General features: G+C 60.8%; 27 protein-coding genes and 2 tRNA genes. 12 read left to right on the forward strand and 17 right to left on the reverse strand.

Annotated elements, in window-relative coordinates; all coding sequences use genetic code 11:
- Positions 1-22: 22 nt before the first annotated feature.
- A complete protein-coding gene (parE, locus tag ACN0Q0_RS08785; RefSeq protein WP_417243014.1) occupies positions 23-1,996 on the reverse strand; it encodes a DNA topoisomerase IV subunit B in 1,974 nt (657 codons plus the stop codon).
- 184 nt (positions 1,997-2,180) lie between these two features.
- Between parE and ppk2 the strand changes: the two genes are divergently transcribed.
- Positions 2,181-3,161 (forward strand): polyphosphate kinase 2, encoded by a 981-nt coding sequence (gene ppk2, locus ACN0Q0_RS08790; RefSeq protein WP_417243015.1) that lies wholly within the window; start codon positions 2,181-2,183, stop codon positions 3,159-3,161.
- Positions 3,162-3,432: 271 nt separating this feature from the next.
- Here the strand turns inward: ppk2 and ACN0Q0_RS08795 are convergent, their stop codons facing one another.
- The 3 genes from ACN0Q0_RS08795 to ACN0Q0_RS08805 all read right to left on the reverse strand — a co-directional run bounded on the left by ACN0Q0_RS08795 (position 3,433) and on the right by ACN0Q0_RS08805 (position 5,515).
- Positions 3,433-3,819: a Rap1a/Tai family immunity protein gene (locus ACN0Q0_RS08795; protein WP_417243016.1), complete on the reverse strand. Its 387-nt coding sequence runs from the start codon at positions 3,817-3,819 to the stop codon at positions 3,433-3,435.
- A gap of 337 nt (positions 3,820-4,156) precedes the next feature.
- The gene (locus tag ACN0Q0_RS08800; protein ID WP_417243017.1) at positions 4,157-4,951 is read right to left on the reverse strand and encodes a YoaK family protein; all 795 of its coding nucleotides are present in this window, start codon (positions 4,949-4,951) and stop codon (positions 4,157-4,159) included.
- Positions 4,952-5,104: 153 nt separating this feature from the next.
- Complete coding sequence (locus ACN0Q0_RS08805; protein ID WP_417243018.1) at positions 5,105-5,515, reverse strand: DUF983 domain-containing protein; 411 nt, start codon at positions 5,513-5,515, stop codon at positions 5,105-5,107.
- A gap of 298 nt (positions 5,516-5,813) precedes the next feature.
- On the opposite strand from ACN0Q0_RS08805, the gene ACN0Q0_RS08810 reads away from it, so the two are divergent.
- From ACN0Q0_RS08810 to ACN0Q0_RS08825, 4 genes are all read left to right on the forward strand, one after another.
- Positions 5,814-6,422, forward strand: a complete 609-nt coding sequence (locus tag ACN0Q0_RS08810; protein ID WP_417243019.1) for an EF-hand domain-containing protein — start codon at positions 5,814-5,816, stop codon at positions 6,420-6,422.
- Between the two features lie 81 nt (positions 6,423-6,503).
- Entirely contained in the window at positions 6,504-7,094 is a 591-nt protein-coding gene (locus ACN0Q0_RS08815; RefSeq protein WP_417243020.1) for an RNA polymerase sigma factor, read from the forward strand.
- Complete coding sequence (locus ACN0Q0_RS08820) at positions 7,081-7,533, forward strand: hypothetical protein (protein ID WP_417243021.1); 453 nt, start codon at positions 7,081-7,083, stop codon at positions 7,531-7,533. Before ACN0Q0_RS08815 ends, ACN0Q0_RS08820 begins: the two co-directional genes overlap by 14 nt.
- Positions 7,534-7,536: 3 nt before the next feature.
- Positions 7,537-8,121: a periplasmic heavy metal sensor gene (locus ACN0Q0_RS08825; protein ID WP_417243022.1), complete on the forward strand. Its 585-nt coding sequence runs from the start codon at positions 7,537-7,539 to the stop codon at positions 8,119-8,121.
- A 96-nt stretch (positions 8,122-8,217) separates the two neighbouring features.
- Here the strand turns inward: ACN0Q0_RS08825 and ACN0Q0_RS08830 are convergent, their stop codons facing one another.
- Positions 8,218-9,600, reverse strand: coding sequence for a diguanylate cyclase domain-containing protein (locus tag ACN0Q0_RS08830; protein ID WP_417243023.1), 1,383 nt, complete (start codon positions 9,598-9,600; stop codon positions 8,218-8,220).
- 138 nt (positions 9,601-9,738) lie between these two features.
- On the opposite strand from ACN0Q0_RS08830, the gene ACN0Q0_RS08835 reads away from it, so the two are divergent.
- The 6 genes from ACN0Q0_RS08835 to ACN0Q0_RS08860 all read left to right on the forward strand — a co-directional run bounded on the left by ACN0Q0_RS08835 (position 9,739) and on the right by ACN0Q0_RS08860 (position 14,245).
- The gene (locus tag ACN0Q0_RS08835; RefSeq protein WP_417243024.1) at positions 9,739-10,017 is read left to right on the forward strand and encodes a DUF3572 domain-containing protein; all 279 of its coding nucleotides are present in this window, start codon (positions 9,739-9,741) and stop codon (positions 10,015-10,017) included.
- A 12-nt stretch (positions 10,018-10,029) separates the two neighbouring features.
- Positions 10,030-10,755, forward strand: a complete 726-nt coding sequence (locus tag ACN0Q0_RS08840; protein ID WP_417243025.1) for an HAD family hydrolase — start codon at positions 10,030-10,032, stop codon at positions 10,753-10,755.
- Between the two features lie 153 nt (positions 10,756-10,908).
- Positions 10,909-11,508: a heme NO-binding domain-containing protein gene (locus tag ACN0Q0_RS08845; protein ID WP_417243026.1), complete on the forward strand. Its 600-nt coding sequence runs from the start codon at positions 10,909-10,911 to the stop codon at positions 11,506-11,508.
- A complete protein-coding gene (locus tag ACN0Q0_RS08850) occupies positions 11,505-12,539 on the forward strand; it encodes a diguanylate cyclase domain-containing protein (RefSeq protein ID WP_417243027.1) in 1,035 nt (344 codons plus the stop codon). Before ACN0Q0_RS08845 ends, ACN0Q0_RS08850 begins: the two co-directional genes overlap by 4 nt.
- Positions 12,540-12,722: 183 nt before the next feature.
- A complete protein-coding gene (locus ACN0Q0_RS08855; RefSeq protein ID WP_417243028.1) occupies positions 12,723-13,691 on the forward strand; it encodes an MBL fold metallo-hydrolase in 969 nt (322 codons plus the stop codon).
- A complete protein-coding gene (locus ACN0Q0_RS08860; protein WP_417243029.1) occupies positions 13,691-14,245 on the forward strand; it encodes a thioredoxin family protein in 555 nt (184 codons plus the stop codon). Before ACN0Q0_RS08855 ends, ACN0Q0_RS08860 begins: the two co-directional genes overlap by 1 nt.
- A gap of 58 nt (positions 14,246-14,303) precedes the next feature.
- Here ACN0Q0_RS08860 and ACN0Q0_RS08865 read toward each other — a convergent pair.
- From ACN0Q0_RS08865 to ACN0Q0_RS08900, 8 genes are all read right to left on the reverse strand, one after another.
- Positions 14,304-14,378 (reverse strand) — tRNA-Glu (locus ACN0Q0_RS08865).
- A 232-nt stretch (positions 14,379-14,610) separates the two neighbouring features.
- Positions 14,611-14,685, reverse strand: a tRNA-Glu gene (locus tag ACN0Q0_RS08870).
- Between the two features lie 116 nt (positions 14,686-14,801).
- Entirely contained in the window at positions 14,802-16,547 is a 1,746-nt protein-coding gene (recJ, locus tag ACN0Q0_RS08875) for a single-stranded-DNA-specific exonuclease RecJ (RefSeq protein WP_417243030.1), read from the reverse strand.
- Positions 16,548-16,551: 4 nt separating this feature from the next.
- Positions 16,552-17,100 (reverse strand): cysteine hydrolase family protein, encoded by a 549-nt coding sequence (locus tag ACN0Q0_RS08880; protein WP_417243031.1) that lies wholly within the window; start codon positions 17,098-17,100, stop codon positions 16,552-16,554.
- 101 nt (positions 17,101-17,201) lie between these two features.
- A complete protein-coding gene (glpX, locus tag ACN0Q0_RS08885) occupies positions 17,202-18,167 on the reverse strand; it encodes a class II fructose-bisphosphatase (RefSeq protein ID WP_417243032.1) in 966 nt (321 codons plus the stop codon).
- Positions 18,168-18,401: 234 nt separating this feature from the next.
- On the reverse strand, positions 18,402-19,100 hold the full coding sequence (locus ACN0Q0_RS08890) for a ceramidase domain-containing protein (RefSeq protein ID WP_417243033.1): 699 nt from the start codon (positions 19,098-19,100) through the stop codon (positions 18,402-18,404).
- A gap of 19 nt (positions 19,101-19,119) precedes the next feature.
- Positions 19,120-20,430, reverse strand: a complete 1,311-nt coding sequence (locus ACN0Q0_RS08895; RefSeq protein WP_417243034.1) for a homoserine dehydrogenase — start codon at positions 20,428-20,430, stop codon at positions 19,120-19,122.
- Positions 20,431-20,519: 89 nt separating this feature from the next.
- On the reverse strand, positions 20,520-20,822 hold the full coding sequence (locus ACN0Q0_RS08900; RefSeq protein WP_417243035.1) for a hypothetical protein: 303 nt from the start codon (positions 20,820-20,822) through the stop codon (positions 20,520-20,522).
- A gap of 344 nt (positions 20,823-21,166) precedes the next feature.
- Here ACN0Q0_RS08900 and ACN0Q0_RS08905 point away from each other — a divergent pair, with 344 nt between their 5' ends.
- Positions 21,167-21,643 carry a hypothetical protein gene (locus ACN0Q0_RS08905; protein ID WP_417243036.1) on the forward strand — a complete coding sequence of 159 codons (477 nt, stop codon included), beginning with the start codon at positions 21,167-21,169 and terminating at the stop codon, positions 21,641-21,643.
- A gap of 108 nt (positions 21,644-21,751) precedes the next feature.
- On the opposite strand, the gene ACN0Q0_RS08910 is transcribed toward ACN0Q0_RS08905, so the two are convergent.
- From ACN0Q0_RS08910 to ACN0Q0_RS08925, 4 genes are all read right to left on the reverse strand, one after another.
- Positions 21,752-22,414, reverse strand: a complete 663-nt coding sequence (locus ACN0Q0_RS08910) for a TadE/TadG family type IV pilus assembly protein (protein ID WP_417243037.1) — start codon at positions 22,412-22,414, stop codon at positions 21,752-21,754.
- Positions 22,415-22,801: 387 nt separating this feature from the next.
- Entirely contained in the window at positions 22,802-23,443 is a 642-nt protein-coding gene (locus tag ACN0Q0_RS08915; RefSeq protein WP_417243038.1) for a TadE/TadG family type IV pilus assembly protein, read from the reverse strand.
- A gap of 14 nt (positions 23,444-23,457) precedes the next feature.
- On the reverse strand, positions 23,458-24,000 hold the full coding sequence (locus ACN0Q0_RS08920; protein WP_417243039.1) for a TadE/TadG family type IV pilus assembly protein: 543 nt from the start codon (positions 23,998-24,000) through the stop codon (positions 23,458-23,460).
- Positions 23,997-25,619, reverse strand: coding sequence for a pilus assembly protein TadG-related protein (locus ACN0Q0_RS08925; protein WP_417243040.1), 1,623 nt, complete (start codon positions 25,617-25,619; stop codon positions 23,997-23,999). Before ACN0Q0_RS08925 ends, ACN0Q0_RS08920 begins: the two co-directional genes overlap by 4 nt.
- Positions 25,620-25,736: the final 117 nt, after the last annotated feature.

Raw genomic sequence — 25,736 nt, forward strand, 5'->3', positions numbered from 1 at the left:
TGCGAACTCCCGTTCGCGTCACTCACACATCCAACTCCTCAACAAACTGCGCATTCGCTTGAATGTACTGATACCTTAACTCCGGCTTTTTCCCCATCAGACGCTCGACCAGATCGGCGGTTTCTCCGGGGAAATCTTCGTCGATGGTGACGCGGATGAGTTTGCGGGTTTTGGGGTCCATGGTGGTCTCTTTGAGGTCCTTGGCGTCCATTTCGCCAAGCCCTTTGAACCGCTGCACGTCAATCTTGCCTTTGCCGCCCAGACCCTTTTCCATCCAGAGGTCTTTTTCCGCGTCGTCGGTCACATACAGGCGTTTTGCGCCCTGGGTGAGGCGGTAGAGCGGCGGGCAGGCCAGATAGAGGTGGCCGTGGTCAATCAGCGGGCGCATCTGGGTGTAGAAAAACGTCATCAGGAGGGCGGCGATATGGGCGCCATCGACGTCCGCATCGGTCATGATGATGATCTTGTCGTAGCGCAGGTCCTCGACGTTAAACCGCGTGCCCATGCCAACGCCGAGGGCTTCGCACAGGTCCGAGATTTCCTGATTCGAGTTGAGTTTGCCCGAGGCGGCCCCAAGCACGTTGAGGATTTTGCCCTTGAGCGGGAGAAGCGCCTGCGTCTCGCGTTTGCGCGCGCCTTTGGCGGAGCCGCCCGCACTGTCGCCCTCAACGATGAACAACTCGGTGTTCTCGCGGTTCTTGGCGGTGCAATCGGTGAGTTTGCCGGGCAGGCGCAGCTTTTTGGTGGCGGTTTTGCGTTGGGTTTCTTTCTCCTGACGCCGGCGCAGGCGTTCCTCGGCGCGCAGGACCAGAAAGTCGAGGATGGCGCCCGCGGATTTGGTGTCGGCGGCGAGCCAGTTGTCGAAGTGGTCGCGCACGGAGTTCTCGACGAGGCGGGCGGCCTCGGTGGTGGCAAGGCGGTCTTTGGTCTGGCCGACAAATTCGGGGTCGCGGATGAAACAGGACACAAGGGCGCAACCGCCGGTGAGCAGGTCATCGCGGGTGATGTCTTTGGCTTTGCGGTTGCCGACCAGTTCGCCGTAGGCCTTGACGCCTTTGAGCACGGCGGCCCAGAAGCCGCTTTCGTGGGTGCCGCCCTCGGGTGTGGGGACGGTGTTACAGTAGGACTGGATGAAGCCGTCGCGGGCGGGGGTCCAGTTGATGGCCCATTCGACCTTTCCGGGCACGCCGAAGCGGGCGCCGAATTCGACGGTGCCGGCAAAGGGTTTGTCCGCGTAGGTGGAGGATTTCCCGAGCGTTTCGGTGAGGTAGTCGGCCAGACCGCCGGGGAAGTGGAAGGTCGCCTCCATCGGGGTTTCACCGTCGTCGATTTCCGATTTCCACCGCAGCTCGACGCCCGAGAACAGGTAGGCTTTGGAGCGGGCGAGTTGGAACAGGCGTTTGGGTTTGAAGCGGTGTTTGCCGAAGATTTCCTCATCGGCGTGGAAGGTGACAAAGGTGCCGCGTTTGTTGGGGGCGGCGCCGATTTTGGTCACGGGGCCAAGGGGGATCCCGCGCGAGAAGCGTTGTTCGAACAGTTCCTTGTTCTTGGCGACTTGCACGACGAGGCTGTCGGAGAGGGCGTTGACGACCGAGGAGCCAACCCCGTGCAGGCCCCCCGATGTGGCGTAGGCATCGCCCGAAAACTTGCCGCCCGCGTGCAGGGTGCAAAGGATGACTTCGAGGGCGGATTTGTCGGGAAACTTGGGGTGCGGGTCGATCGGGATGCCGCGGCCGTTGTCGGTGATGGTGACGGCGTAATCGGCATGCAGGGTGATTTCGATGCGGTTGGCGTGGCCTGCGACGGCCTCGTCCATGGAGTTGTCGAGAATCTCGGCCACAAGGTGGTGCAGGGCGCGTTCATCGGTGCCGCCGATATACATGCCGGGGCGTTTGCGCACGGGTTCCAGACCTTCGAGGACTTCGATGGATGAGGCATCGTAGTCGGAGGAGGATCGGGTCGCGGTGGACTGGCCTGTGAGGAGATCGTCGGACATGTGGATTTTGCTCGATTCTTGGGTGTCGTCATTGTGGGGCTTTGGCGCAGGAGTAGACCATCCACGCGGGGCGGGCGCAAGGTATTGTGGGGCGGCCTGTGCGAAACCTTGGCCCAGATCAAGGCGCGTTTGACGCAATCGGGGTATCAGGGGGCAACCCTCACGATGCTTAGGAGACACTCGCATGGTCGCACAGACAAAAGCCGACACCGCCGTCAAATCCACATCCGGGCAGGGGGCCGTGCAGGCGTCCGCACCCGTTGAGGGGGCCGGTGCGCCCACGGGTCCGACCGCCTTTCCCAAGGTGGGCGGACGTGATGCCGCGCGGGCGTTCGAGACGGGGGAATACCCCTATGACACCAAATTGTCGCGCAAGGACTACGAGGCGCAAAAACTGGCGCTTCAGGCCGAATTGCTCAAGGCGCAGCTCTGGGCGCAGGAGACGGGTGAAAAGTTCGTTTTGCTGTTCGAGGGCCGTGATGCCGCCGGCAAGGGCGGCACGATCAAGCGGTTCACCGAGCACCTAAACCCGCGTGCCGCCCGTGTCGTGGCACTCAACAAACCCACCGATGCCGAGCGCGGGCAGTGGTTTTTCCAACGCTATATCGAACACCTGCCGACGGATGGCGAGATCGTGCTCTATGACCGCTCGTGGTACAATCGTGCGGGCGTCGAGCGGGTGATGGGGTTCTGTTCGCCCACCGAGTACCTCGAGTTTATGCGCCAGACCCCCGATCTGGAACAGATGCTGACGCGTGCGGGTATCCGCCTGTACAAATACTGGTTTTCGGTGACGCAGGACGAACAGCAGCGCCGGTTCAAATCGCGCGAGAACGATCCGCTCAAACAGTGGAAACTGTCGCCCATCGACAAGGCGTCGCTCGGGCTATGGGACGATTACACCGAGGCCAAAGAGGCGATGTTCTTTTACACCGACACGGCGGATGCGCCGTGGACCATTATCAAATCCAACGACAAGAAACGCGCACGGATCAACTGTATGCGCCACTTCCTGTCGACGGTGGATTATCCGGATAAGGACCACGAGATCGTCGGGCGCCCCGACCCGCTCATCGTCGGTCATGCCGCCCATGTGGTGCATAAATCCGATCACATCCTCGGCACCGCGCTGCACCCCGAAACGCGCCGCGGCAAGAACGCTTGAGCGGCAAGACTGCCTGAACGGGGCTATGTGATCAGCAAACACGAAAAGGCCGCCTTTGTTCGGGCGGTCTTTTTGGATGGGGGGGCTTTTTGGGGGGATGGCTTGAAGGTCGACTATGCAGATGGGGCGGGCTTTCACACTGCTCTTCTAAAGGTCTGCTTTCTGATATGACTTGGCCCGATCGTGCTTAAAGATAATCAGATTCACTGTCTGAAAATATGAACAACAAGTTACGATAGCGGTTTCTCAATTCATTCAATGAGCAACTGAACTAGCAAGGAAAAGCGCTTTGCAATGCTTGGAACAACAAACCTCTTGCAGACTCGTGCCTCGACTGTGGATTCTCTTCTAAGTATTTCATGGTCACATCAACAATTTGGCCGCGCTCGACGTTTTCGGGAATGCAAAAACCCAACATGGCGTTCGATGCTTGGTCTACCTCGGTAGTGCTACTTTCTGGCATTGCCTGAAACATAACAGCACCCGCACCAAATTTTATGCCCTCGAAAGCGCCTCCGATGTATCCAATGCAATAGCCAAACTGAAGATCTTTAATTTCGCCATTCGCAGTGCACGCACTGTGTAAATCATTGCCCGTTACGGTGTCCGCGTATCCAGTGCAAGGAATGGCAGCGAGAAAAGCTAGAACTTTGAACATTTTGTATCTCCATTAATACCGAAACATCCGTGCGGCGATTGGCTCTGTCAAGTAGCCGCGCAAATCCCTTTCCTTTCTGCATTACCGAAAAGCCGAAGTTAGCTGTTTTACCGAAAATTATCATCTCGCCCCCCAACCCGACATCGCGGTGCGCGCCGTTGACGCGTTCATCCATCCGCCAAATACAAAAGGCCGCGCTGTGTAAGGGCGGTCTTTTTGATGCGGGGGGATGAGTATGGGGGTATGGCTTGAAGGTTGGGTATGCGGACTTTGCCCAATGTGCGGTTTGGCGAGGGGTTTCAAAGCGGTCGTTTTAGGGAGATCGCGGATGAGCGCATTAACGATGCGCGCGGATCGCTTCGGGGACGGCGATGAGCAATAAAAGGATCGCGACGATCACAAACAGCCAACTCCCGACCAGTTGAAACAATAGCGCTCCGCAAACGCCCCCGATCGCAAAGCTCGCGAGGGTCAAGCTGTGTAGCTTGAGCTTTGCCTTGGCGTCTGGCCGCGACGTTGCATCGCCAACCAGAGCCGCCAACTCGATACCTAAATCAGTTGCCATTCCCGAAACATGGGTTGTTCGTACCCGCGCCCGTGAGATCATCGTGGTCACTGCATTTTGAAGCCCCATAACGAGGCTGAGGACGATGACCATTAATGGCTCGTATGTGTGTGCGAATGACACAATGAGCACTATGCCCAACAGCAGGAGTATGAAGGCTTCGGCGGCAATCGCGAGGGCGTAGATCGACCGAAGGTTTCTTTTTTCTCCGGCCTGTATGACAAGGGCCGCGAGGCTTGCGCCGCAGACAAAAGCGGCGACAAGCCCCATAAACGACAGCGACACAACGACAGCACCATGGGCGAGGTTGTCGGCGAAGGCGGAAATATTGCCCGTCATATTTGCGGTAAATGATCCCGCAATGAGGAACCCGACGGCGTTTAGCGCTCCTGCTATCGAAGACAGGAGGCCTGCGAGAACCAGGTCAATGTTTGAGGTGCGATCGTCGCCAACTTTGATGAGCATTTGCGGGTCCTGCGTAATGGTCTCTCTCACGATGGCATTGGTCTTTGCTTTGCACAAACACAAAACAGACCCTCTCCAAACCTTCCTGCGCGCAAATTGCACAAACCCCTCCGCTTACCGCGGCCCAAACCCATGCACAGCCGAAAACGTTGTCCACGGCACTTGGCGCTGCTCGCGATCAGGGGCACCCCTTGCTGCAAGTTGTGTCCGCCACTTTGGCCACCAAGCCATTTTGAGCGGTGGGCTCGGGCGGCTTTAGGCGTTGTCTGCGAACCCGTGCATCCGTTTGGCCCATTGCAGCCCGACAATGGCGCCTTTGAGGCGCGGCAGCAGGTAGAGCGACAACAGCACCGTTCCCGTGGCAAAAATCGCGATGACGGTGAGCGGGTCGGGGCGGAATTCGATGAAAAACCATCCGAGGATCGGGGCCATCAGGTGACCGACGATCAGGATCGTGAGATAGGCGGGACCGTCATCGGCGCGGTGATGGTGCAGGTCTTCGCCGCACACAGGGCATTCATCGCGGACTTTGAGATAGCCCTTGAGCATGGGGCCACCGCCACATGACGGGCAGCGGCGCCGCCATCCGCGCAGCATGGCGGGGCGCAATTCGCGGGTCCCGTCCCCGATTTGCGTGGCAGAGCCGGAATAGGATTGGTCAGTCATGTGCAGATCGCCTTTGTCGTCAGTCTTGGCCGTTTTTGGTGTGTCTGTCGCATCGTGGGCTGTGCGTTCGGACGGCAGTGTAAGCTATGCCTTGTAAAGGAGAGGTGTGCAAACTGTCTCCGCGTCCCGTTGTCGCGTGGCCTGTGGGGCGGGGGGCGCGTGGGGGCGGAGGCAGTCCGAAAAACTTTGGCGTGGAGCGACGGAAAGCGGGGCCGCGCCCGTTTTATGATTAGAACGCACGGAGATCACGAGGGGTGAAACGGCCGTGCGAGGGTAAGATCATAAAGGAAGACCAGATATGAAACGTAATACACTCATCTCCGCAATCGCTCTTGTTGCTGTTCTTGGCACCGCAGGCCTCGCCTCGGCTGCCGGTATGGGCGGACAGGGCGGCCATGGCAAATCTGACGGCATGGGCCGTATGGGCCAAATGGGTCAGATGGGCCAAATGGGCGCATCTGTTGATTTCGCAACGCTCGACGCCGATGGTGATGGCGTTGTGACGCAAGCCGAACTGGACGCGCAAAAACAGGCGCAGTTTGACGCAATCGACACCGATGGCAATGGCACCGTCAGCGCCGGGGAACTGGTTGCCCATCGTGAGGCACAGCGTGCCGCACAGATGGCGGCGAACACCGATAAAATGATTGCTGCCCGCGACACCGATGGCGACGGCGTATTGAGCCTTGAGGAACTGACCACCCGTCCACAGACCTCCATGTTGGACCGTCTGGACACGGATGGGGATGGCGCGGTGAGCCAGGCCGAATTCGATGCAGCTAAGGCGCGCATGGGGGATCGTGGCGACCGCGGTGAGCGTGGCGACCGCGGTGAGCGTGGTGATCGCGGCAACTGTGGCGATCACGGTGGACGTGGCGACAAGGACGGCGGCCGTAACAACCGCTAACCTGTGAATCTCCGGCGGGAGCGCACAAATGTGCTCTCGCCAATAGACGCCACACTGGACTTGGGATACGCATGGCGGGTGATGAACATGCCTTTTGACGCACTCACCGATGTCTCTGACGAGGCGTTGCTCGTTGCCTTCGGGAACGGCGACCGCCTCTCTGCACAGGCATTAACCATGCGGCTGACGCCTGTGGTTCTGGGCTACGCGACACGGTTGCTGCGTGATCATGCCGAGGCCGAGGATGTCGCCCAAGAGGCGATGTTGCGGCTGTGGAAGGTGGCGCCCGAGTGGCGTCAGGGCGAGGCCAAGGTGACGACGTGGCTCTACCGCGTGGTGACCAATCTATGCACCGACCGTTTGCGCAAAAAGCGCGGCAAGGGGCTTGATGAAATTGCCGAGCCCGAAGATGGCAAGCCAAGCCAGGAGGCCCGGTTGATGGCTCAGGCGCGGGTGAGTGCGCTTGAAACGGCCTTGGGTGAGTTGCCCGAACGCCAAAGGCAGGCGGTGGTGCTGCGCCACATCGAGGGGCTGTCAAACCCCGATATTGCGGGCGTGTTGGATGTCAGCGTGGAAGCGGTGGAAAGCCTGATTTCACGGGGCAAGCGTTTGTTGGCCAAACGGCTGGCGGGCGAAAAGGAAAGGTTGGGGTTCGAAAATGACGAAACGTGATATAGACCGTTGGGGGTCATCCCCGCTCGACGCGCCGCTTGATCCACAGACGGATGCGGCGTTGGACGCAATGTTTGCGCAAGCGCGCGAATTGGCGCGGGACCGCGCCCCTGCCGCGTCGTCCGACCTCATGGCACGGATTATGGCCGATGCCGATGCACAGATTGCCGCGATGGCGCCCCTGCGCCCGTCTCCCGCCAAGACACAGCATCCGTTGATGCGTGCGGCGATGGCGGCCCTTGGCGGGTGGCGCGGCCTCACAGGTGTGGCGACCGCAGGGGTGACAGGTTTGGTGATCGGCCTTGGCGCGCCGACAATGGTGACGGATTTCGCGTTGGGCAGCTCGAGCGTTGCGCTGACCGACACGGTGGCGGAGGTCAGTTCCTACGCCTTTGACGATCTTGTGCCGAGCTTTTACGATCTCGGGACGGAAGGATAAAACATGAGCGATCTCAATCAGATGCCGCGCAAAAAAGGCACGTTCCACTGGAGCCGTGTGGTTCTGGCCGTGTCCTTGGCGCTCAACCTCGCTGTTGTCGGCATGGTGGCGGGGGCGGTGTTGCGCCACGACAAGGGCGAGCGTCCCGGCGATGATCGGGCGCGGTCCATGCAGACCCGCGATTTCGGCTTCGGCCCCTATGTCGGGGCCTTCGAGGGCGATGTGCGGCGTGATCTTGGCCGCGCGTTCAAGGAAAAAGCGGGCGACCGCGACGAGGCGCGTGGCCGGATCGAGGCGCATTTCAACGCCGTGATGGCGGCCTTGCGGGCTGATCCGTTCGAGCCCGACACCTTTGAGGCATTGATCGTCGGGCAACAGGCGGATCTGGCCGCCCGTCAGGAAATCGGGGCGCGTCTTTTGGCTCAAAAAGTGGCCGATATGTCCCCGGGGGAGCGTGCTGCCTATGCTGCGCGCCTCGACACGATGCTCAAACGCGGCCCCAAAGACGGGCCACATGAGGACGGACCGAAAGGCGGGTCACATGAGGAGAGACATAACGACGGACGCGAGGACGGGCCAAAGCGGTAAGAGCGCGCCTTCGGGCGGTGCAAGGCCGCGGGCCGTGACGGTTACAGACCAAAAGCGCCACACTGTTGTGGCGCTTTTCCTTTTTTCAACACGGTGTCAGGCGGCGGTCTGGCCCAGAGTGACCTGATTGCGCCCGCCGGTTTTCGATGTGTAGAGCGCCATATCCGCGATGTCGATCAACGAGGATACGGACGCGCCGCAATGGGGCATGTCGGTACACATGGCCAGACCGATGGAAATCGACACGGTGACGGGTTGGCCCTTGTCCGATGTCGCCGCAGGGGTGGCGCACACCTCGCGGCGGATGCGTTCGGCGGCGACACGGGCGCTTTCGAGTGTGGAGGCGGGCAGGGCGATGAGAAACTCCTCGCCGCCGATCCGCGCCACAAGGTCCTGCGGGCGCAATTTGTCACGCAGGCGCCGCGCCACCTCGACCAGAACGGTATCGCCAGTCATATGGCCAAAGGTGTCATTGACGGATTTGAACTTGTCGATGTCGACAATCATCACCGCAAACGGCGTGTTGGTTCTGATCGCGTCAGCCGCCAAACGTTCCAGATGCGGTAGCGCATAGCGGCGGTTGTACAGACCTGTCAGCGGGTCGATGGACGCCATCTTGATGCCACGGTCGATGGTGTCGCGCAGGCAGTCCGCCTCGCGTTTGCGGTGGATGAGCGAGCGCAGTCGCAACGCCAGTTCTTCGGGGTCGCGCCCCTGCGCCATGATGTCGTTCGCGCCGAGATCGAGCGCCACAAGCGCCTCGGATTTCTTGTCTGCGGGATGCATCACGACGATGGCGGCGTGGCGGGTTTCCGAACGGGCGCGAATGTCGGACAAGAGCCGCATTTCCTCGTTCGAGCCTTCAAAATCGCTTGAAATGACAATGACATCGGCCCCGGGGGTTGTGCGCATGGTGTGCAACAGCATCTCACGGCGCACCACCTCGATATCGGCGTGGATCAACCCGCGCAACGCCCCGCGCAATTTCACGGCGTCGTCGGCTTTGTTGGCGGCGAGCATCACACGCGACTGCGGTTCGAACGGCGCTTGCGTCGTGCCAAACCCCATTTCGCGGGCGGTTTGTTCGCGGCGGGTCAGTTCGTCGGCGGTGGCGGCCACCCGCAACAGGGCGCGCACCCGCGTCCGCAACTCCGTGCAATCAATGGGTTTGGCGAAATACACTTCGGCCCCTGCACGCAAGGCGGCAAGGCGGTGTTCGTTGTCATCGGGCCCCACGACCGCGATGGGAATGTGTTTGAGGGTACTGTCGGATTTGAGATGGTTACAGACCCCCGTGGCACCAATGTCGCCCAGATCGGTATCGACAATGATCAGATCGGGACGTTTTGTGGCGGCGGTGATGAGGACGTCTTCGGCGGAGCTGGCCATGAATACGTCGTAACAGGCTGCGTTCAGCATAACCTTCATGGTAATGCGGCTGGTGGGAACGCTATCGGCTATGAGTATGCGACCTGGCATCTGCTCGTATATTTCCTCTTTATCTACGCTGCGGGTACGCTACTAATCGCGCCTGGCAAGCGCGCGTCCCGAGTTGTGAAACAAAATGGCCTTAAATTGGTTAACAAAAGGTTTCCGTTTTAACAGGAGTTACCAACTATGAAGCAAAATTCCGCTGAGGCACTGGCGCTGAATGTCCTTGCCTGGCTTGTGGGCGATGAGGATCTTTTGCCAACGTTTTTAGGCTCTACGGGCATGGATGGCGCCGAATTGCGGGCGCGGGCGGGCGAGACGGAGGTCTTGGCTGCGGTGCTTGATTTCTTAATGATGAATGATGAGTGGGTTAACCGGTGGGCCGTCGAGACGGCGTGTGAGCCGACCCTGGTCATGCAGGCGCGTCAGGCGCTGCCGGGGGCCGAACAGATCAATTGGACGTGAGGACAGACACAGATGACACAGACCGCACAGAGGTATCTGCCGATCAAGGCGGTGTTGTTCGACAAGGATGGCACGTTGATTGATTTCCAAAAGACATGGGGGCCGTGGGCGGCGCGTGCCATTCGCGATCTTGCGGTGCAGACGGACCATGGGGCCGACCGGATCGCACAGACGTTGGGGTTTGATCTGGCCACAGAGCAGTTTCATCCCGACAGCCCCGTCATCGCGGGGACGCCGGATGAATTGGTGGTGTTGCTGCGCCCCTATATGCCTGCATTGACATCATCGGAGATTTTGGCGCGGATTACGCCGGAGACGGGCGCCTATACGCTTGCCCCTGTTGCGGGGCTTGAGGCGATGCATGCGGCCCTGACCCGTGCGGGGATTGCGCAAGGGGTGGTGACCAATGATTTCGAGGGCGAGACGCGCGGCCAGATCGAGACCTTGGGGTTGAGCGCGGTGTTCGGTGTTATCATCGGATATGACAGCGGGCATGGCGGCAAACCCGCGCCCGAGGGCTGTTTGGCGGCGGCGCGTGCGCTTGGCGCGGATCCGCGGGCGACGGTGATGGTGGGCGACAGTTTGCATGACCTGTCGGCGGGGCGCCGCGCGGGGATGCGGACCGTGGCGGTGCTAACGGGCGTGGCCGCCGAGGCCGATCTGGCCCCGTTTGCGGATGTGGTTCTGGCGACGGTCGCGGAGCTTCCCGACTGGCTGTCGCGCCAGAGCGCCCTGTGATGCGGCGGGGCAATTTCACCTAAGTCGGTGACACTTTTGGAAAAATTTGAACAATAGGACGCAATGTTCACCCTGTGCGAAGGGGCGGTATTGGCATTTTCTTAAGATTGGGGGCGTAAAAGCATCCCAATGGTAGGAGAAGGGTAGCTCCATATGCACGGGATGATCAATCGCGCGTTGCAGTGCTTTTTGCGCGATACATACGGCGTTCAAACATGGGCCGAGATCGCGGATGCCGCTGATTTGGGTTTTGAGAACTTCGAGGCGATGTTGGGCTATCCCGATAGCGTCACCCTGGATGTGTTGAGTGCCACCGCCCGTTATTTCAGAAAGCCTGTTGAAAGTATTCTCGAGGATTTGGGGACCTATCTGGTGTCGCACCCCAATGTCGAACCTATTCGTCGCCTGTTGCGGTTCGGGGGCGGAGATTTCACGGAGTTTCTATTTTCACTCAATGAGTTACAGGGGCGCGCGCGGATGGCGTTGCCGGATCTGGAGATGCCTGAACTGACGGTCGAGCTGGACGGGGAGGCGGTCTATCTGATGACCTGCTCGCATGACGTCCCCGGGTTCGGATATGTGATGGTCGGTGTTTTACGGGCGATGGCGGATGATTACGGGGCCTTGGTGTTTCTGGAGCACCAAGGATGGAAAGACGCGGGCGAAGAGGTGATTCACGTCCATCTTCTGGAGGCTGCATTCGCACAAGGGCGCAGTTTCGATCTGGTGGCCCCCGAGGGTTTCGTGACATGAAACACGAGATTATTGATACGCAGGTCATACAGCGATTACAGGCCGCGGATGTCTTTATGCCGATGAATCTGGCCTTTAATTCCGCGGGGATCATTGTTCATGCGGGGCCGACGCTCAAAAAACTGCGCCCCAACACGGTCCTGATCGGGCAAAAGGTCAGTGATCTGTTTTCGATCCGCGACAACGGGCGTGGCGAGATGAGCGAGGTGGTGCCGCTCAACACCAAACTGTACCTGTCGTTCAAATCGGGTCCGGCCACCGCCCTGAAAGGAATGGCTCTGAAAGTCCCCGAAGAGGACATGTACCTGCTTAACCTGTCGTTCGGAATGTCGGTGGTCGAGGCGGTCGGCGCGTATGGGTTGAGCGATGCGGATTTCGCCCATACGGATATGGTGATCGAGATGCTTTATCTGGTGGAGGCCAAATCCGCGATCCTCGAAGAGATCAAACAGCTGAACGCACGCCTTCAGGGGGCCAAATCACAGGCCGAAGAGCAAGCCCTCACGGATGTGTTGACGGGCCTCAAGAACCGTCGCGCGATGGATCATGTGTTGGCGCGCTTGCTGCGGGGGCGGGCGCCGTTTGCCCTGATGCATCTTGATCTGGACTATTTCAAAACCGTCAATGACACCCACGGCCACGCGGCGGGCGATGCGGTGTTGACCCGTGTGGCCGAGATTTTGCGCGAGGAAACCCGTGACGACGATCTGGTGGCGCGGGTGGGCGGCGATGAGTTCATTCTGGTGTTTAGCCAGATGGTGGATCACGCCCGTTTGTTGCGCACGGCCTACCGCATCATTGCCCGTCTTGAGGAGCCGATCGAGCACCAAGGGATCACCTGTTCGATTTCCGGCTCTGTCGGTATCACCACCAGTGATTTATATCTTGCGCCGGATGCCGAACGGATGATCCATGACGCCGATCTGGCGCTTTATGCCTCCAAACATGCGGGGCGGGCGACGGCGATCGTGTTCGACCCGACCATCCACACAGACAGTGCGCCGATGATGATGCGGGCCAGTGACGCTTAAGGGTTATTGATGGGCCGGTCCTGCCCGCCTTGCCCTGTCGCGTCTGTTCCGGTCCTCTCCTCTCCTCTCCTGTTCCGGTCCCGTCTGTTCGCGCGCCTCCCCGTGAGGGGGCGCGGGGAAACAGGTTGACGAGATACATTCGAATGCGTCTATATTTGTCCCGACCTAAGGGAGGAAATCCGTATGCCACGTTTGTTTGTCAATGTTTTAGCGCTTTGTATTCCTGTGACCGCCAGTCTTGCGCCCGCCGCAAGCGCCACCGAGGGCATCGCCGATAAATACCCGCACTCCGTGCTTTACAACAAACCTGTGCAGGTGAGCGCACATGTCTATTCGGCCATCGGGGCGACCGCACCGCCGACCTATGAAAACGCGGGCCACAACAACAATCTGAGTTTTATCGTGACGGGGGACGGGGTGATTGTCGTCAATTCCGGTGCGAATGTTGCCCTGTCACGGGCTTTGCATGACGAGATAAAGGCGGTCACAGATCAACCCGTTAAACTGGTGATCAATGAAAACGGCCAAGGCCACGCGATGCTTGGCAACAAATACTGGACCGATCAGGGGATTGACGTCCTGGCCCATGTCGACGCCGCGCATGAGTTCGAGGACAGCGCCTTTCAAGCCGTCGAGGGGATGAAGCGCTATGCCCGTGAAAACGGTGAGGACACCGAGGCGGCCCTGCCCACGATCACCTTTGAGGACAGCTATGTCATCGATATGGGCGATTTGCACATCGAGGCCTTGCATCTCGGGCCGGCGCACAGCCCGGGGGATATTTCGGTGTGGATCGCGCAGGAGGGTGTCGTGATCGCCGGTGACATTGCCTTTCACGAACGGATGCCGCCGATTTTTTCGGACACCTGCACGAGCTGTTGGATGGAGACGTGGGAAACCCGGTTCGAGCCGCTCGGCGCCACCTATGTGATCCCCGGTCACGGGCATCCGACCACGATGGATGTCGTGCGGGCCGGCACCTATGGCTACCTCGCGTATCTGCGCGACAAAATCGGGGCGCATATCGAGGATGGCGGATCGCTTGATGATGCGTATTATGTGGACCAAAGCCCCTATGCCAATCTCGACACCTTCGAAGAACTGGCGACGAAAAATGCGGGCGTGGTCTATACCGAGATGGAGTTTGAATAATGGCAGCAATCCCCCCCGTGTGTGATTTCGGTTGGCGCGCCCCTGCGTTTTCGTTGGGTGCAACGGACGGAAAAACCTACACATTTGACGATGTGGCGGGGGAGAACGGCACGCTTGTGATGTTCATCTGCAATCACTGCCCCTATGTGCTTTCGGTCATTGACCGGATCGTGCGCGACGCTCGTGCGCTTCAGGATCTCGGTGTCGGGGTGGTGGCCATTTGCGCCAATGACGCGGTGGCCTATCCCGATGACAGTTTTGACAATATGGTCGTTATGGCCGCGCAGTGGGCGTTGCCGTTTCCCTATTTGCATGACGCCGATCAATCGGTGGCGCGGGCCTATGGCGCGGTGTGCACGCCTGATTTCTTTGGCTTTGATGCGCAGGGCGGTTTGCAATATCGCGGGCGTCTGGATGCCTCGCGCAAGGTGGCGGGTCCCGATGATCTTAAACGCGACCTGTTCGACGCGATGCGTGATGTGGCGCAAACGGGCCAAGGCCCCCGTGATCAAATCCCGTCGATGGGCTGTTCCATAAAATGGAAAGACAGCTGACCCGAAGGGCGCACCGCAGTCGCACAGCGCAAGATGGTCGAAGGAGGGGGAAACAAAGTGGCAGCCCGTAGGGGAGTTGAACCCCTCTTTCCAGGTTGAAAACCTGGCGTCCTAACCGATAGACGAACGGGCCACTCTTTGTGTCACGGGGTTTAGAAGAGCGGGGCGTGATGTGCAAGAGGCAGATGCACGAAAAATGTGTGTTTTTTCGACAGCGCATCTTTGACAGTGGACCTTTGACAGTGGGGGGGGCGCGGCCGGTTTGCGCCACGCCACATCGCGCCCGTATCATTCGGGACAACCGGCAACCGGAAACGGACCCGTTCGGGGCGCCGTGGTGTCTTGACGTTGCGGGAGGGGGAAAGTGGCAGCCCGTAGGGGAATTGAACCCCTCTTTCCAGGTTGAAAACCTGGCGTCCTAACCGATAGACGAACGGGCCACTCTTTGCGTGTGGCGGTGTTTATGAAATGCGGGCTGTCTGTGCAAGTGGTATTTTGCCCGCGCACCACAAAAAGTGAATGTTTGGCGCGCGGGGGCCTCGGGGACCGGATCCGCTTAGGCGGGGGCGGCATCATCGAGACGCAATTGTGCATTGCGCCGTCCGCCCCATGTGTTGATTTCCAACCGCCCTGCGAGGTGGAACCGCTTGCCGCCGTGGCCCTCAAGGGCGGGTCCAAGGGGGCCGTCGAAGGCGCCAAAGCAAATCGCATCGAGGCGCGGGCCGAGGCCGTCCGAGAACGTCACCTTGAGATGGCTTTCGCCAACGCGGCGGGCGAAATGGATCTGGCAATCGGGAAAGGCAAAGCGCGGGGCGGAGGCGGAGGCACCATAGGGCCCCGCCGCCTCGAGCTGTTCGATCAGCTCGACAGTTGCGGCACCGGGCATCAGCAGCGCGTCGAGTTTGAGATCGCGCGGCCCGCCTGCGCCGGCGCCCTGTTTTTCGAGCAGCTCGGACAGGCGGGTCATTGCGGGCTCCAGTTTGTCGCGCTCGACCGTGAGACCCGCCGCCATTTTGTGGCCGCCGCCCTTGATCAACAGTCCCTCGGCGGCGAGTTTTTGAATGGACGCGCCAAGGTCAACGCCCGTGACCGAGCGCCCCGAGCCCTTGCCGATGCCGTCCTCGTCAAAGCCGATGACAATGGCGGGGCGGTTGGTGGATTCCTTGAGGCGCGAGGCGACGATGCCCACAACGCCCGGGTGCCATCCGTCGCCTGCGGCCCACACCAGTGGCGCGTCGGTGCCGCGCTCTTCGGCTTGTAACATGGCCTCGGCGCGGACGGTGTTTTCGATTTCGCGGCGTTCGGAGTTGAGCGCGTCAAGGCGCTCGGCAATCGCTTGGGCTTCGTGTTCGTCGTTGGTGGACAGCAACCGTGCGCCGAGGTCGGCGGCCCCGATGCGCCCGCCGGCGTTGATGCGCGGGCCAAGCATGAACCCGAGCGCATGTGATGTGGGGGCGGTGTCCATCCGTGCGACATCGGCAAGGGCACGCAGGCCGATCCGGTCGCGGTCGGCCATCACCCGCAGCCCTTGGCGCACAAGCGCACGGTTGACGCCGATGAGCGGCGCGACATCGGCCACGGTGGCGAGGGCCACAAGGTCGAGCGCCCGCATCAGGTTCGGGCTTTTCTCGCCCGCCTCACGCAGTTTACGGGTCACATCGACGAGCATCAGGAACACGACCGCGGCGGCGCACAGATGGGCCAGATCGCCACTTTCGTCCTGGCGGTTCGGGTTCACCACCGCCACGCAATCAGGCAGGGTTTCCCCGCCGAGGTGGTGGTCCAGAACGATCACATCCGCACCTTTGGCCGCCGCGATGGGGCCGTGCGACAGGGTGCCACAATCGACGCAGACGATCAGGTCGTGATCGCGGGCAAGGGCGGCCATCGCGGCCTCGTTGGGGCCATAGCCCTCGTCGATGCGGTCGGGGATATAGAGTGTACAGCTGCGGCCCATATCGCGCAGCCACGTCACAAGCAGCGCCGCCGAGGTGCCGCCATCGACATCGTAATCGGCGAAAACGGCGATGCGTTCGCCCTTTTTGGTGGCGGCAATAAACCGTGTCGAGGCCTTGTCCATATCCAGAAGCGTGGCGGGATCGGGCAGCAGGTCTTTGAGGGTCGGGGTCAGAAACGCCGTCGCCGCCTCCGGGGCGACACCGCGCCGCGTCAGGGTGTGACACAGCGGCAGGGGCAGGCCGGTTTGCTGTGCCATCGCCTCGGCCAGACGGTGGTGTTCGGGCGAGGGACCGACCCAACGGCGGGCGGTAAGCGAGGCGGAGACATTGAGAAAATCGGTCATGGGGTCAGTCATGGGACAAGATATCGCGCGTTGCGCGCACAGATGCAAACTCGCCGTGCAGATGGTGCAGCGCGTGGGCGTGAATGGTGTCGGCATCGGGGGCGGGCAGGGCGGACCATGTGGCATCGGCATTGGTGGCAAAGGCGGCGCAGGCGTCATGGGCCACGGTGACGCCAAAGCCAAGGTTTGCGGCCATGCGGGTGGTGGTGGAGACGCAATGCGGCGTGGTCAGCCCGCAGATCACCAGATCGGTGATCGCCCCCGCCCGCAGCCGCGCCTCAAGGTCGGTGCCGATAAAGGCGGAGTTGACGGATTTGTTGATGATGGTCTCGGTCGGCAGCGGTGTGACCTCGGGTTTGAAGTCGAGCCCCGCGCCCGTCAGCGGCGAGTGCGGCGTGGTCGAGACGTGGCGGATGTGGAACACGGGCCAGTTTTGCGCACGGGCATGGGCCAAAAGCCGCCCTGCGGTCTCTTCGGCCTGCGGATTGTTGCGCGGCCCCCAAGCGGGGTGGTCAAATCCGGTTTGAATGTCGATGAGAACGAGTGCGTGCATAAAAATCCCCTCGCAAGCCTTGTGCCCGCGAGGGGTGGTTGATGTCCAGAGCGGATGCGCGGGGCCATGCCTTCGCGCCCCCGATTACTCCGCGCCCCCGATTATTTGACGGGGTTGCGGTAGGTCATGCGGCGCACGGAGCCGGTTTTGGAGCGCATCAGGATGGTTTCCGTGGTCAGGTAGCCCGGTTCGCGTTTGATCCCGGGGACAACGGAGCCATCGGTGACGCCCGTGGCGGCAAAGATCACGTCGGAGGTGACCATATCGTCGCGGGCATAGATGCGGTCGAGGTCGGTGATGCCCGCCTTGGCGGCGCGGCCACGTTCGTCATCATTGCGGAACATCAGGCGGCCCCACATTTGCCCGCCCATACATTTGAGCGCGGAGGCGGCGAGAACGCCCTCTGGGGCGCCGCCCGATCCCATATACATGTCGATGCCCGCGTTGGGTTCGGCGCAGTGGATGACGCCCGCGACGTCGCCGTCGGTAATCAGGCGAATAGCGGCCCCTGTGGCGCGCAGTTCGTCAATCATTGCCTCGTGGCGGGGGCGCTCGAGGACGCACAGCGTGATCTTGTTGGGGGCGACACCCTTGGCCTTGGCCAGAGCGAGGACGCGTTCGGTCGGGGTCATATCGAGCGAAACGACATCCGCGTCATAGCCCGGACCGATGGCGAGTTTGTCCATGTACACATCGGGCGCGTGCAGCAAGGTGCCGCGCGGGGCCATGGCGATCACGGTCAGCGCGTTGGGCATGTCTTTGGCGGTCAGGGTCGTGCCTTCGAGCGGGTCAAGGGCGATGTCCACGGCGGGACCGTTGCCGGTGCCGACCTCTTCGCCGATGTAGAGCATCGGGGCCTCGTCGCGTTCGCCCTCGCCGATGACCACGGTGCCGTGGATGTCGAGTTGGTTGAGTTGGTCGCGCATGGCGTTCACGGCGGCCTGATCGGCGGCTTTCTCGTCGCCGTGTCCCACAAAGTCAGCCGATGCGATGGCGGCCTGTTCGGCAACACGGGCAAGACCGAGCGACAGCATGCGATCGTAGAAGAGATTTTTGGAAGGGGCCATAGGGGTATGTCCTGTGATTGCGAAAGCGTTAAAGGGGCTGGACCCTTATTGCGCAGAAGATTGTCGCGGCGGCAAGACAGGCACGGGCATGTGTGCGCTAACACGCCATTTGTTTGCGCTAACGCATTGGCTAAAGAAGACAATTCGGATTTGCGCGGGCGCATGGCGGGCGCGGAGTGGGCGTATTGGGGCGCGGGGAGGGTGTGGGCCGGGGAGGGTGTGGGGCAGGGCCGGTCAGGCGGCGGTGAGCCGTGGCGACCGGATGCGGGCCTGAAGCAGAAAGCCGACCATCAGGCCATTCAGGAGATGCCACATGAAATGCGTGCCAACGGGCCATGTCTCGCACCACGCCATGTCAAAGGTGCGAAAGAACAGCGAGATCAGGAAGGCGGACGTGGCCAAAGCGAACCACCGTGCGGCGGGGCTGCGGCGGCGCGTGGCGATGGCGGTCACGATCAACAGCGCGATCAGGGCGGGGGCATATTGTCCCGAGCCATTGAGCGGATCAACGGCGTTGGTCTCGGCGGCCTCGCCGGTGGCGGTCATGGCCACGATGTAGCCCACGACAAGCGTGACGATGCCGCCTGTGATCGCGCGCTTGCGCGGGGTGGTTCGGGGGGCGTCGGTGATGGCGGCAAAGACATACAGGCCCACAAAGGACCAGATCGGCAGGGTGTCGGCCCATTCGGACCACCGGTTGGCAAAGGTGTGAAACAGGAACGATCCCACACCGATCAGCGCGGCGAGGGCAATCAACGCGCGGTCAATAGGGGCTGCGGGCGCGCCGCCTGATTTGATGCGCTGTGACAGGGTCACGAGCGCCCAAAGTGCTGCCAACACAAACGCGGCATTGGACAGGGCGTTGAACGGTTCGGCCCAGAACGCCGTTCCGATCCGTTCACAGTAGATATCAACGGAATCGGTGAGGGCCATGGGGTGTCCTGACGTGGGGCTAGACGGCTTCGATGCGGATCGCGACGGGCGGTTCGGACAGCACGTTTGCGCTTTGCATTGCGGCCATTGCCACTTCGAGCGAGCTGCGCGAGGTGGGGTCGGTGACAATCAGGACGGGGGCCACATCGGGGTTTTCGTGTTGGCCGTACTGGTGCATCCGCTCGATGGACACGCCCGCATCGCCCAAGGCGGTTGTGACCTTTGCCAGAACGCCGGGTTTGTCGATGCACGACAGGCGCAGATAGAACGAGGCGGGGGTGGCGGCGACGGCGGGTTTGGCCGCGTCGAGCATGTCAACCGGCACGCCAAAGGTGGTCAGCCGGATGCCACGGGCGATATCAAGCACGTCGGACATCACGGCGGAGGCGGTTGGCCCCATGCCGGCACCGGCGCCGCGCAGCACGATCTGGCCCACTTCGTCGCCCTCGAGCACCACCATATTGGTGGCCCCGTCGAGTTGGCCAAGCGGCGAGGTATCGGGGACAAGGCAGGGTGTCATGCGCTGTTCCAGACCGCGCCCCGTCATCTGGGCCACGCCGAGCAGCTTGATCTTGTATCCCATATCGGCGGCCTGGCGGATGTCGTCGATGGTGATGCGTTCAATGCCCTCAAGGACCATATCGCCAAAGTTGACGCGGGTGCCAAAGCCGATGGCGGCGAGCAGCGCCAGTTTGTGGCCCGCATCAATGCCGCCCACGTCAAGGGTCGGATCGGCCTCGAGATAGCCGAGCGCATTGGCGGCGGCGAACACCTCGTCATAGGACAGGCCTTCGTTCTCCATGCGGGTCAGGATGTAGTTACAGGTGCCGTTCATCACGCCGATGATGCGGGTGACGGTGTTGCCCGCGAGGCCCTCGGTGAGGGCCTTGACCACGGGGATGCCACCGGCAACAGCCGCCTCGAAGCGCAGCACCGCACCGTTTTTTTCTGCCTGTGCGGCGAGGGCGTTGCCGTGCAGGGCAAGCATCGCCTTGTTGGCGGTCACGACGTCTTTGCCCATCGACAGGGCGGCCTCGGTGGCGGCTTTGGCGGGGCCGTCTGCGCCGCCCATCAGTTCGACAAAGACATCGACGTCGTCGCGCAGGGCGAGGGCGACAGGATCATCTTCCCATGCGTAGCCCGACAAATCGACGCCGCGGTCTTTGGCCCGCGAGCGTGCGGAAACGGCCGAGACAACCACGGGGCGCCCTGTGCGGGCGGACAACAGGTCGGCTTTGCTCTGGATAATTTTGATCACGCCCGTGCCAACGGTGCCAAGGCCCGCAATACCGAGACGCAGGGGGGCTTTGGTGGATCGGGAATGGGCCATTGGGATCTCCGGGCGATGACGATGAATTGCCCGCTCTGTTAGCTCTATTCGCCGTGCTGTGCAACGGGCGTGGGAGCTGCGGTGTGCGGTTAGTTGACGGCGGTGTCGAGGCGGTCGCGTTCGGTGGGGGACAAAACGGGTTGCGTGGCGAGACGGGCGGCCCGCGCGCGCAGCGCTGCGGCTCGCGCGGCCAGTGCGTCGGTGGTGGCGGTGGGCGTGGCGCCGCTTGTGTCCACGGCTGCGGTGACCTGATCGGTCGACAACAGCGTGGGCCACGGTGTCCCCGCGGGCAGGGGGGCGATCCGCCCCGACAGGTCAGGACGATCCGCACAGGCGATCAGGCCGGCGCAGGCAAGGGTCAGGGCAATCAGGTGGCGGGCGCGGCGCGGCATGTGCAGTCCTAAACGGTGTTCAAGCAGGGTCGAGGGGTGGCGGGTGCCTGTCTAAAGCGGGCCTGTCTAACGGGGCTGTCCGAAGTGGTTGCGCGGATCATAGACTTGCACACAGGCGGGAGCAATGCGCCTGCGCCCTGTTCGGGGCGAAATGCGCACAGTGGTGTGATGTGGCGGTGTGGCGCGGTATGGGGGGATCGGTCCGGGAGGGGGCCGGGAGGGATCCGGGGCCGGCGCGGGCGGCCTCGCGGGGGCGCCCCCCGACGTTTGCGGCTTTCTCTTTGGCCTGTGGCGCGGTAGGGGGGATGTCAATCAATGACAAACGTTAGATTTGGAGCCTTGCCGTGCGAGAGACTTTTATTCTTCATCCATCGCCGATCCGCCGTGTGTTCGCGGCGGTTATGATGCTGTTTTTGGGCGCGTTGCTTGTCTATGTGGCGCTGTCGACCGGCACGATGCCGTTCTTTTGGCAACTGGTCCTGTTCGCCTTTGGTGTTGCCGCGCTCTATTCCGCGATGAAGGCATGGAGCGCGACGTCGACCCATCTGGTGTTGACACAAGACGCGCTCGAAGAATTCGAAGGCCGCGTGTTGTGCCGTATCGACGAGATTGAAAAGGTCGAGCGCGGTGCCTTTGCGTTCAAACCCTCCAACGGGTTCGTGGTCGTGTTGAAATCCAAGGCACCCCGCGCATGGGCGCCGGGTCTGTGGTGGCGGTTTGGGCGGCGGATCGGTGTGGGCGGTGTGACCCCCGCAGGCGAGACAAAGGCGATGGCGGATATTCTGGCCTCGCGCCTGCTGTCGGCCACACCGATTGCGTAAGCTGTCAGGACAGGTTTTTCGCGCTGTGTAATGCGCTGTGATGCGGCCCCGATCAAAGACAAAAGACCGCGCTGCGAGGCGCGGTCTTTTTTGTGGGGCGAGATGTGATTAACGGCTGTGGCGTCCGCTGCTGGAGCTGTAGCTGCCATCCCATTCTTCCTCGACCTCTTGGTCTTCGGTGTCGTTCCCGCCATTGGCGTTGGTCCCGTCATCGTAGGTGATCTGGGAGGAAAACCGCGGGGTTGTGGTCACAAAATCGGCAAAGGTAATATCGTCGAGTCCGATTTCGAACGGGGCTGACCACGGACGTTCGGTTTCGACGACGATGACCTCGCCGCCATCGGTGAGAATCGGCAAGCGGTCGGTGATGCCCGTGATGTCGCTATCATCCATGGCCGTGTAGCCCCCCGCCGCCGCGGACCAGAGCAATTCGTAGGCGCCGTCTTCGTCATTGGCCGTGGACCACCGGACCGATGATACGCGCAGCGAAATATCGCCTTCGTTGTTGAGGAATTTATAGATATCGCCGAGACCGGCAATAAATTCGGGTGTGATCGCATCGGTTTGGCGGGTCACGTAATCGGAAATTGTATAGGCGGCCTTGTTGGCGCGGGCCTTTGCCTCGAATGCCGTGAACCACCCGTAGGAGAGCATCAAGGCGGTCAATAGCAGTGGTGTGACCAAAACGGCCTCTACGGACATGGATCCTTCGTCGGTGCGACGAAACGCATTCATGCTGTGTTTAAGCACCTTCTGACACTTACCAAGCATTGCACCATCCTCTTTTGTCAGGGCCGCTTTATGGCGGAATCCCAAAGTTAATTATCTGTTAAATATTGTTTGTCTTTCGGGCCTTTGTTGAGCGTGAATGCGGTAAGTTTGTGACCGACTGTTAATAATTAGGGCAAATGTGTGAATGATTTTGCGCAAAACTTTTCTGTTTTAAGTCAGTGAGATACGCGGTTCGATCCTGGTCCTGGTCCTGGTCCTGGTCCTGGTCCTGGTCCTGGTCCTGATCCTGATCCTGGTCCTGATCCTGATCGTGGTCGTAGGGGGCGCACAGACCAAAACGCCGCGCTAGTCGGTCTGACTGTGCGCGGCGCAAGAACAGGAGGGATGGTGGGGTGTGGACCGGATGGGGGGTGGCGGGGGCGTGAGTTACCCGCCGTGCCCGATAGAGCCGCCATCCCCCTCGACATCGCCCACGACCGGTCCCGAACCACCGGAGCCAGTGTCGGTGCCGTCATCAAACATCACCTGGGTGGAAAAGCGTGGTTGGGTTGTGACAATGTCGGTGAATTGCACATCATCGAGCCCCATCCCGAACGGGGCGGACCAAGGCCGAATGGATTCGACCACCACCACTTCGCTGCCCTCCGACAAAAGCGGCAAACGGGCCTCGATCGTGCTCAGGCTGTCGAGGGCCGCGAGGGCGCCGGTTCCGGAGGACCAGACCAGTTCATATGCGCCCTCGTCATTGGTCGCTGTGGACCATCGTACGGCGGACACCCGCAGCGAAATATCGCCTTGGTTATTGAGGAACTTGGACATTTCGGCCATGCCCGCGACAAACTCCGGCGTCACGGCCGTGGTTTGGCGCGTCACGTAATCGGCCAGAGTATAGGCGGCTTTGGTCGCCCGCATTTTGGCGTCAAAGGCGCTAAAAAACCCATAGGACAGCATCAGTGCAGTCAGCAGCAGCGGCGTGACAAGAATCGCTTCCACTGACGCAGAGCCATCGGTCGTGCGCCCGAAGGCACGTCCGGCCTTGGCCGGAACAGGTGTCTGCGAAAATGCCATCTGCCATACGTCCTTTAGGTGTTGGGTTCGTTAACGAAAGCCGCAGTCGTGGACATCACCAGATCGCCCGTCCCGGTGGATTGCAGTGACCCGCCAATCCAGGTTGTGGGGAAAATCGGGTTCACGGTGATACAGGCGCGAATCAGCATCAATTCGTTCTCGTCCCCGTCCTCAAAGGTGGTGTCGGGGACGGCGTGGGTCGATTTGTCGATGCACGCCGCCATCGCGGGCGGGGTGAAGCCCGCCGCCTCGACGGGTTCCATGGCGATATGCAGGTTGTCCTCACAGCCGCCAATATATTTGGCGTAGGTGCAGACGGATGATTTGAGGGTCGTGGAGGTTACGGGATTGAGTTTGCCGAGGCGCACATCGCGCATCGCCAGATCAAGACCGCGATCCATCATCGCGTGGGACACCGTGTAATAGCCGATCTCGTAGCCGCCCATCATCAGCATGGCAAAGGCGGGAAAGATCACGACGAACTCGATGGTCGAGGTGCCATCATCGCGCCGCCAGAACCGGCGCGATGTGGAACGGAGTTTGGACAGGATACTCATTGGGTCAACCTCAGTTCTGTCACTTTGGTCGCAATGGCGGAGAAGGCGTCATTCAGTTCAAGGCCTTCCACGTCGTAGTAGTGGGAGTCCGATGAGGCGCATTCCCGCATCACGGTGTTGGCATCGGTTCCGGAGACTTCAAACCCGATGGTAAAGATCAGGACACCCTTGTCTTTTGCGGCCTCACAGGCGGCGAGCATACGGGCGTTTTTGGTGTCGTTGCCGTCTGCCGTATGGGTGGCGTCCATCCAGCTGTAGTAATCGTTGGAGTTGCCGGACGCCTTATAGCGACGATAGGCGTGGCCATCGATGGTGTACTTTTTCCAGACGTCTTTCCATTCCATCAGCTGGGCCGAATTGCCGCCATAGGGGGAGGATTGGTAGCTGTTGGTTTCGGGGATATAGTAGCCGTTAACATAGTAGCAGTTCGAGTAGTAATAGTAGCCGCTACAGGTGCGGTACCGCGCCGGCATCGAGGTTTTGCCGTTGTATATATAGATGTCGGACGTGCCGTTACGGTAGGGGTCGGGCATGTGGAACTGGTCGGTGTTTACACCATCCGTCATCACCACCATCACCTTGAGGTTGCCGCCCGAATGGTTGAGCGGATAGCCCGTTTCGCCCCCGAGTGTGCGGTTGGCAGGGTCAAGCATCGCAGCCCCCCATTTCACCCCGATGTCGATGGAGGTGTTGCCGTTCGCCTCAAGGCTCGACACCATGGATTTGATCGCGGACTCGCTATTGGAGAAGGCCATGATTTCATTGTCGGGATCGGGATCACAGACCGGCAGGACAAGGCCCGATGCGTTCGAGTTGCGATACCACGGGTCGATGACCATGGTTTGCTCGTAGCGGCGGTTGTTGGCATTGCCGGCGAATTGCATGGTTGTGGTGTTGAAATCCGCCGCCTCGAAGTTGATGCAGTGCGAGTCGTCATGTGCATCGTCCAGGTCGAGCGTTGACAACAGGGCCGCCCCTGCGTTCACTTGTGTGGCGTAGGGGATCACGTTGAACGACACGTTGGCGGTCGCGGAGTTTTCGAACACGATGTCGGTAAAGTCCCATGCCGCGTCATGCAGTTTGTCGAGGCGCCCCATGCTGTTCATGGAGTTGGATACGTCGAGGACGAGCGAGACTTCGAGATCCGTCATCCCCTGTTCGGCTGTGGCGTAGCTGCCCAGTTCGATCCGGTCGACGGAGGCGAATTTCATAAAGTAGGTCGGCACGGTTGCGTCGACCTCTGCCGTGATGCGGCGACCGGAGGAGGTCGTTTCCGTGCGCACGTCAGAGAGGTATTGCACCAGACCCGCCTTTTGGAAGTAGTCGGTGACGACGGCTTTGGGGTCGAGCGTGTTGTCGAGGTTGGCGGCGGCCAACACAGCACGATCGAGTGTGCTTTGCAGCTCGGAGCGCAATTGCTCGTGGCGCACAACATCGACCCCGATCCCGCCAAGGACCAGAATAATGACGAAAGTGAACAGCCCGAAGATTGCAAGGGAGCCGTCTTCGTTGCGCATGTTCTCGCGCCAAATGTCACCCACGCTCTTTTTGGCGTTGGCGCGGATACCCATATCCGAGATGTTCGTTGTCCCGCGGGACTCTTTCTTACACGTTTCCATAGCACCAATCCGCTTTTGCGTTGTGGTGCCCCCAATAGTCCCCAGCATCTTTTGGTCGGGCTGTGTCTGTGCACATTGCGCCCGTCAAAAAGAGTTGCACAAGATTTACCAAAGAGT

It is taken from the genome of Celeribacter sp. (assembly GCF_048259695.1).
Lineage (GTDB): Bacteria > Pseudomonadota > Alphaproteobacteria > Rhodobacterales > Rhodobacteraceae > Celeribacter.

Excerpts from the sequence above, each read along its gene's own strand:
- parE (WP_417243014.1), bottom strand. The coding sequence starts at position 1,996 with ATGTCCGACGATCTCCTCACAGGCCAGTCCACCGCGACCCGATCCTCC.
- ppk2 (WP_417243015.1), top strand. The coding sequence starts at position 2,181 with ATGGTCGCACAGACAAAAGCCGACACCGCCGTCAAATCCACATCCGGG.
- ACN0Q0_RS08795 (WP_417243016.1), bottom strand. The coding sequence starts at position 3,819 with ATGTTCAAAGTTCTAGCTTTTCTCGCTGCCATTCCTTGCACTGGATAC.
- ACN0Q0_RS08805 (WP_417243018.1), bottom strand. The coding sequence starts at position 5,515 with ATGACTGACCAATCCTATTCCGGCTCTGCCACGCAAATCGGGGACGGG.
- ACN0Q0_RS08810 (WP_417243019.1), top strand. The coding sequence starts at position 5,814 with ATGAAACGTAATACACTCATCTCCGCAATCGCTCTTGTTGCTGTTCTT.
- ACN0Q0_RS08815 (WP_417243020.1), top strand. The coding sequence starts at position 6,504 with ATGAACATGCCTTTTGACGCACTCACCGATGTCTCTGACGAGGCGTTG.
- ACN0Q0_RS08820 (WP_417243021.1), top strand. The coding sequence starts at position 7,081 with ATGACGAAACGTGATATAGACCGTTGGGGGTCATCCCCGCTCGACGCG.
- ACN0Q0_RS08825 (WP_417243022.1), top strand. The coding sequence starts at position 7,537 with ATGAGCGATCTCAATCAGATGCCGCGCAAAAAAGGCACGTTCCACTGG.
- ACN0Q0_RS08830 (WP_417243023.1), bottom strand. The coding sequence starts at position 9,600 with ATGCCAGGTCGCATACTCATAGCCGATAGCGTTCCCACCAGCCGCATT.
- ACN0Q0_RS08835 (WP_417243024.1), top strand. The coding sequence starts at position 9,739 with ATGAAGCAAAATTCCGCTGAGGCACTGGCGCTGAATGTCCTTGCCTGG.
- ACN0Q0_RS08840 (WP_417243025.1), top strand. The coding sequence starts at position 10,030 with ATGACACAGACCGCACAGAGGTATCTGCCGATCAAGGCGGTGTTGTTC.
- ACN0Q0_RS08845 (WP_417243026.1), top strand. The coding sequence starts at position 10,909 with ATGCACGGGATGATCAATCGCGCGTTGCAGTGCTTTTTGCGCGATACA.
- ACN0Q0_RS08850 (WP_417243027.1), top strand. The coding sequence starts at position 11,505 with ATGAAACACGAGATTATTGATACGCAGGTCATACAGCGATTACAGGCC.
- ACN0Q0_RS08855 (WP_417243028.1), top strand. The coding sequence starts at position 12,723 with ATGCCACGTTTGTTTGTCAATGTTTTAGCGCTTTGTATTCCTGTGACC.
- ACN0Q0_RS08860 (WP_417243029.1), top strand. The coding sequence starts at position 13,691 with ATGGCAGCAATCCCCCCCGTGTGTGATTTCGGTTGGCGCGCCCCTGCG.
- recJ (WP_417243030.1), bottom strand. The coding sequence starts at position 16,547 with ATGACCGATTTTCTCAATGTCTCCGCCTCGCTTACCGCCCGCCGTTGG.
- ACN0Q0_RS08880 (WP_417243031.1), bottom strand. The coding sequence starts at position 17,100 with ATGCACGCACTCGTTCTCATCGACATTCAAACCGGATTTGACCACCCC.
- glpX (WP_417243032.1), bottom strand. The coding sequence starts at position 18,167 with ATGGCCCCTTCCAAAAATCTCTTCTACGATCGCATGCTGTCGCTCGGT.
- ACN0Q0_RS08890 (WP_417243033.1), bottom strand. The coding sequence starts at position 19,100 with ATGGCCCTCACCGATTCCGTTGATATCTACTGTGAACGGATCGGAACG.
- ACN0Q0_RS08895 (WP_417243034.1), bottom strand. The coding sequence starts at position 20,430 with ATGGCCCATTCCCGATCCACCAAAGCCCCCCTGCGTCTCGGTATTGCG.
- ACN0Q0_RS08900 (WP_417243035.1), bottom strand. The coding sequence starts at position 20,822 with ATGCCGCGCCGCGCCCGCCACCTGATTGCCCTGACCCTTGCCTGCGCC.
- ACN0Q0_RS08910 (WP_417243037.1), bottom strand. The coding sequence starts at position 22,414 with ATGCTTGGTAAGTGTCAGAAGGTGCTTAAACACAGCATGAATGCGTTT.
- ACN0Q0_RS08915 (WP_417243038.1), bottom strand. The coding sequence starts at position 23,443 with ATGGCATTTTCGCAGACACCTGTTCCGGCCAAGGCCGGACGTGCCTTC.
- ACN0Q0_RS08920 (WP_417243039.1), bottom strand. The coding sequence starts at position 24,000 with ATGAGTATCCTGTCCAAACTCCGTTCCACATCGCGCCGGTTCTGGCGG.
- ACN0Q0_RS08925 (WP_417243040.1), bottom strand. The coding sequence starts at position 25,619 with ATGGAAACGTGTAAGAAAGAGTCCCGCGGGACAACGAACATCTCGGAT.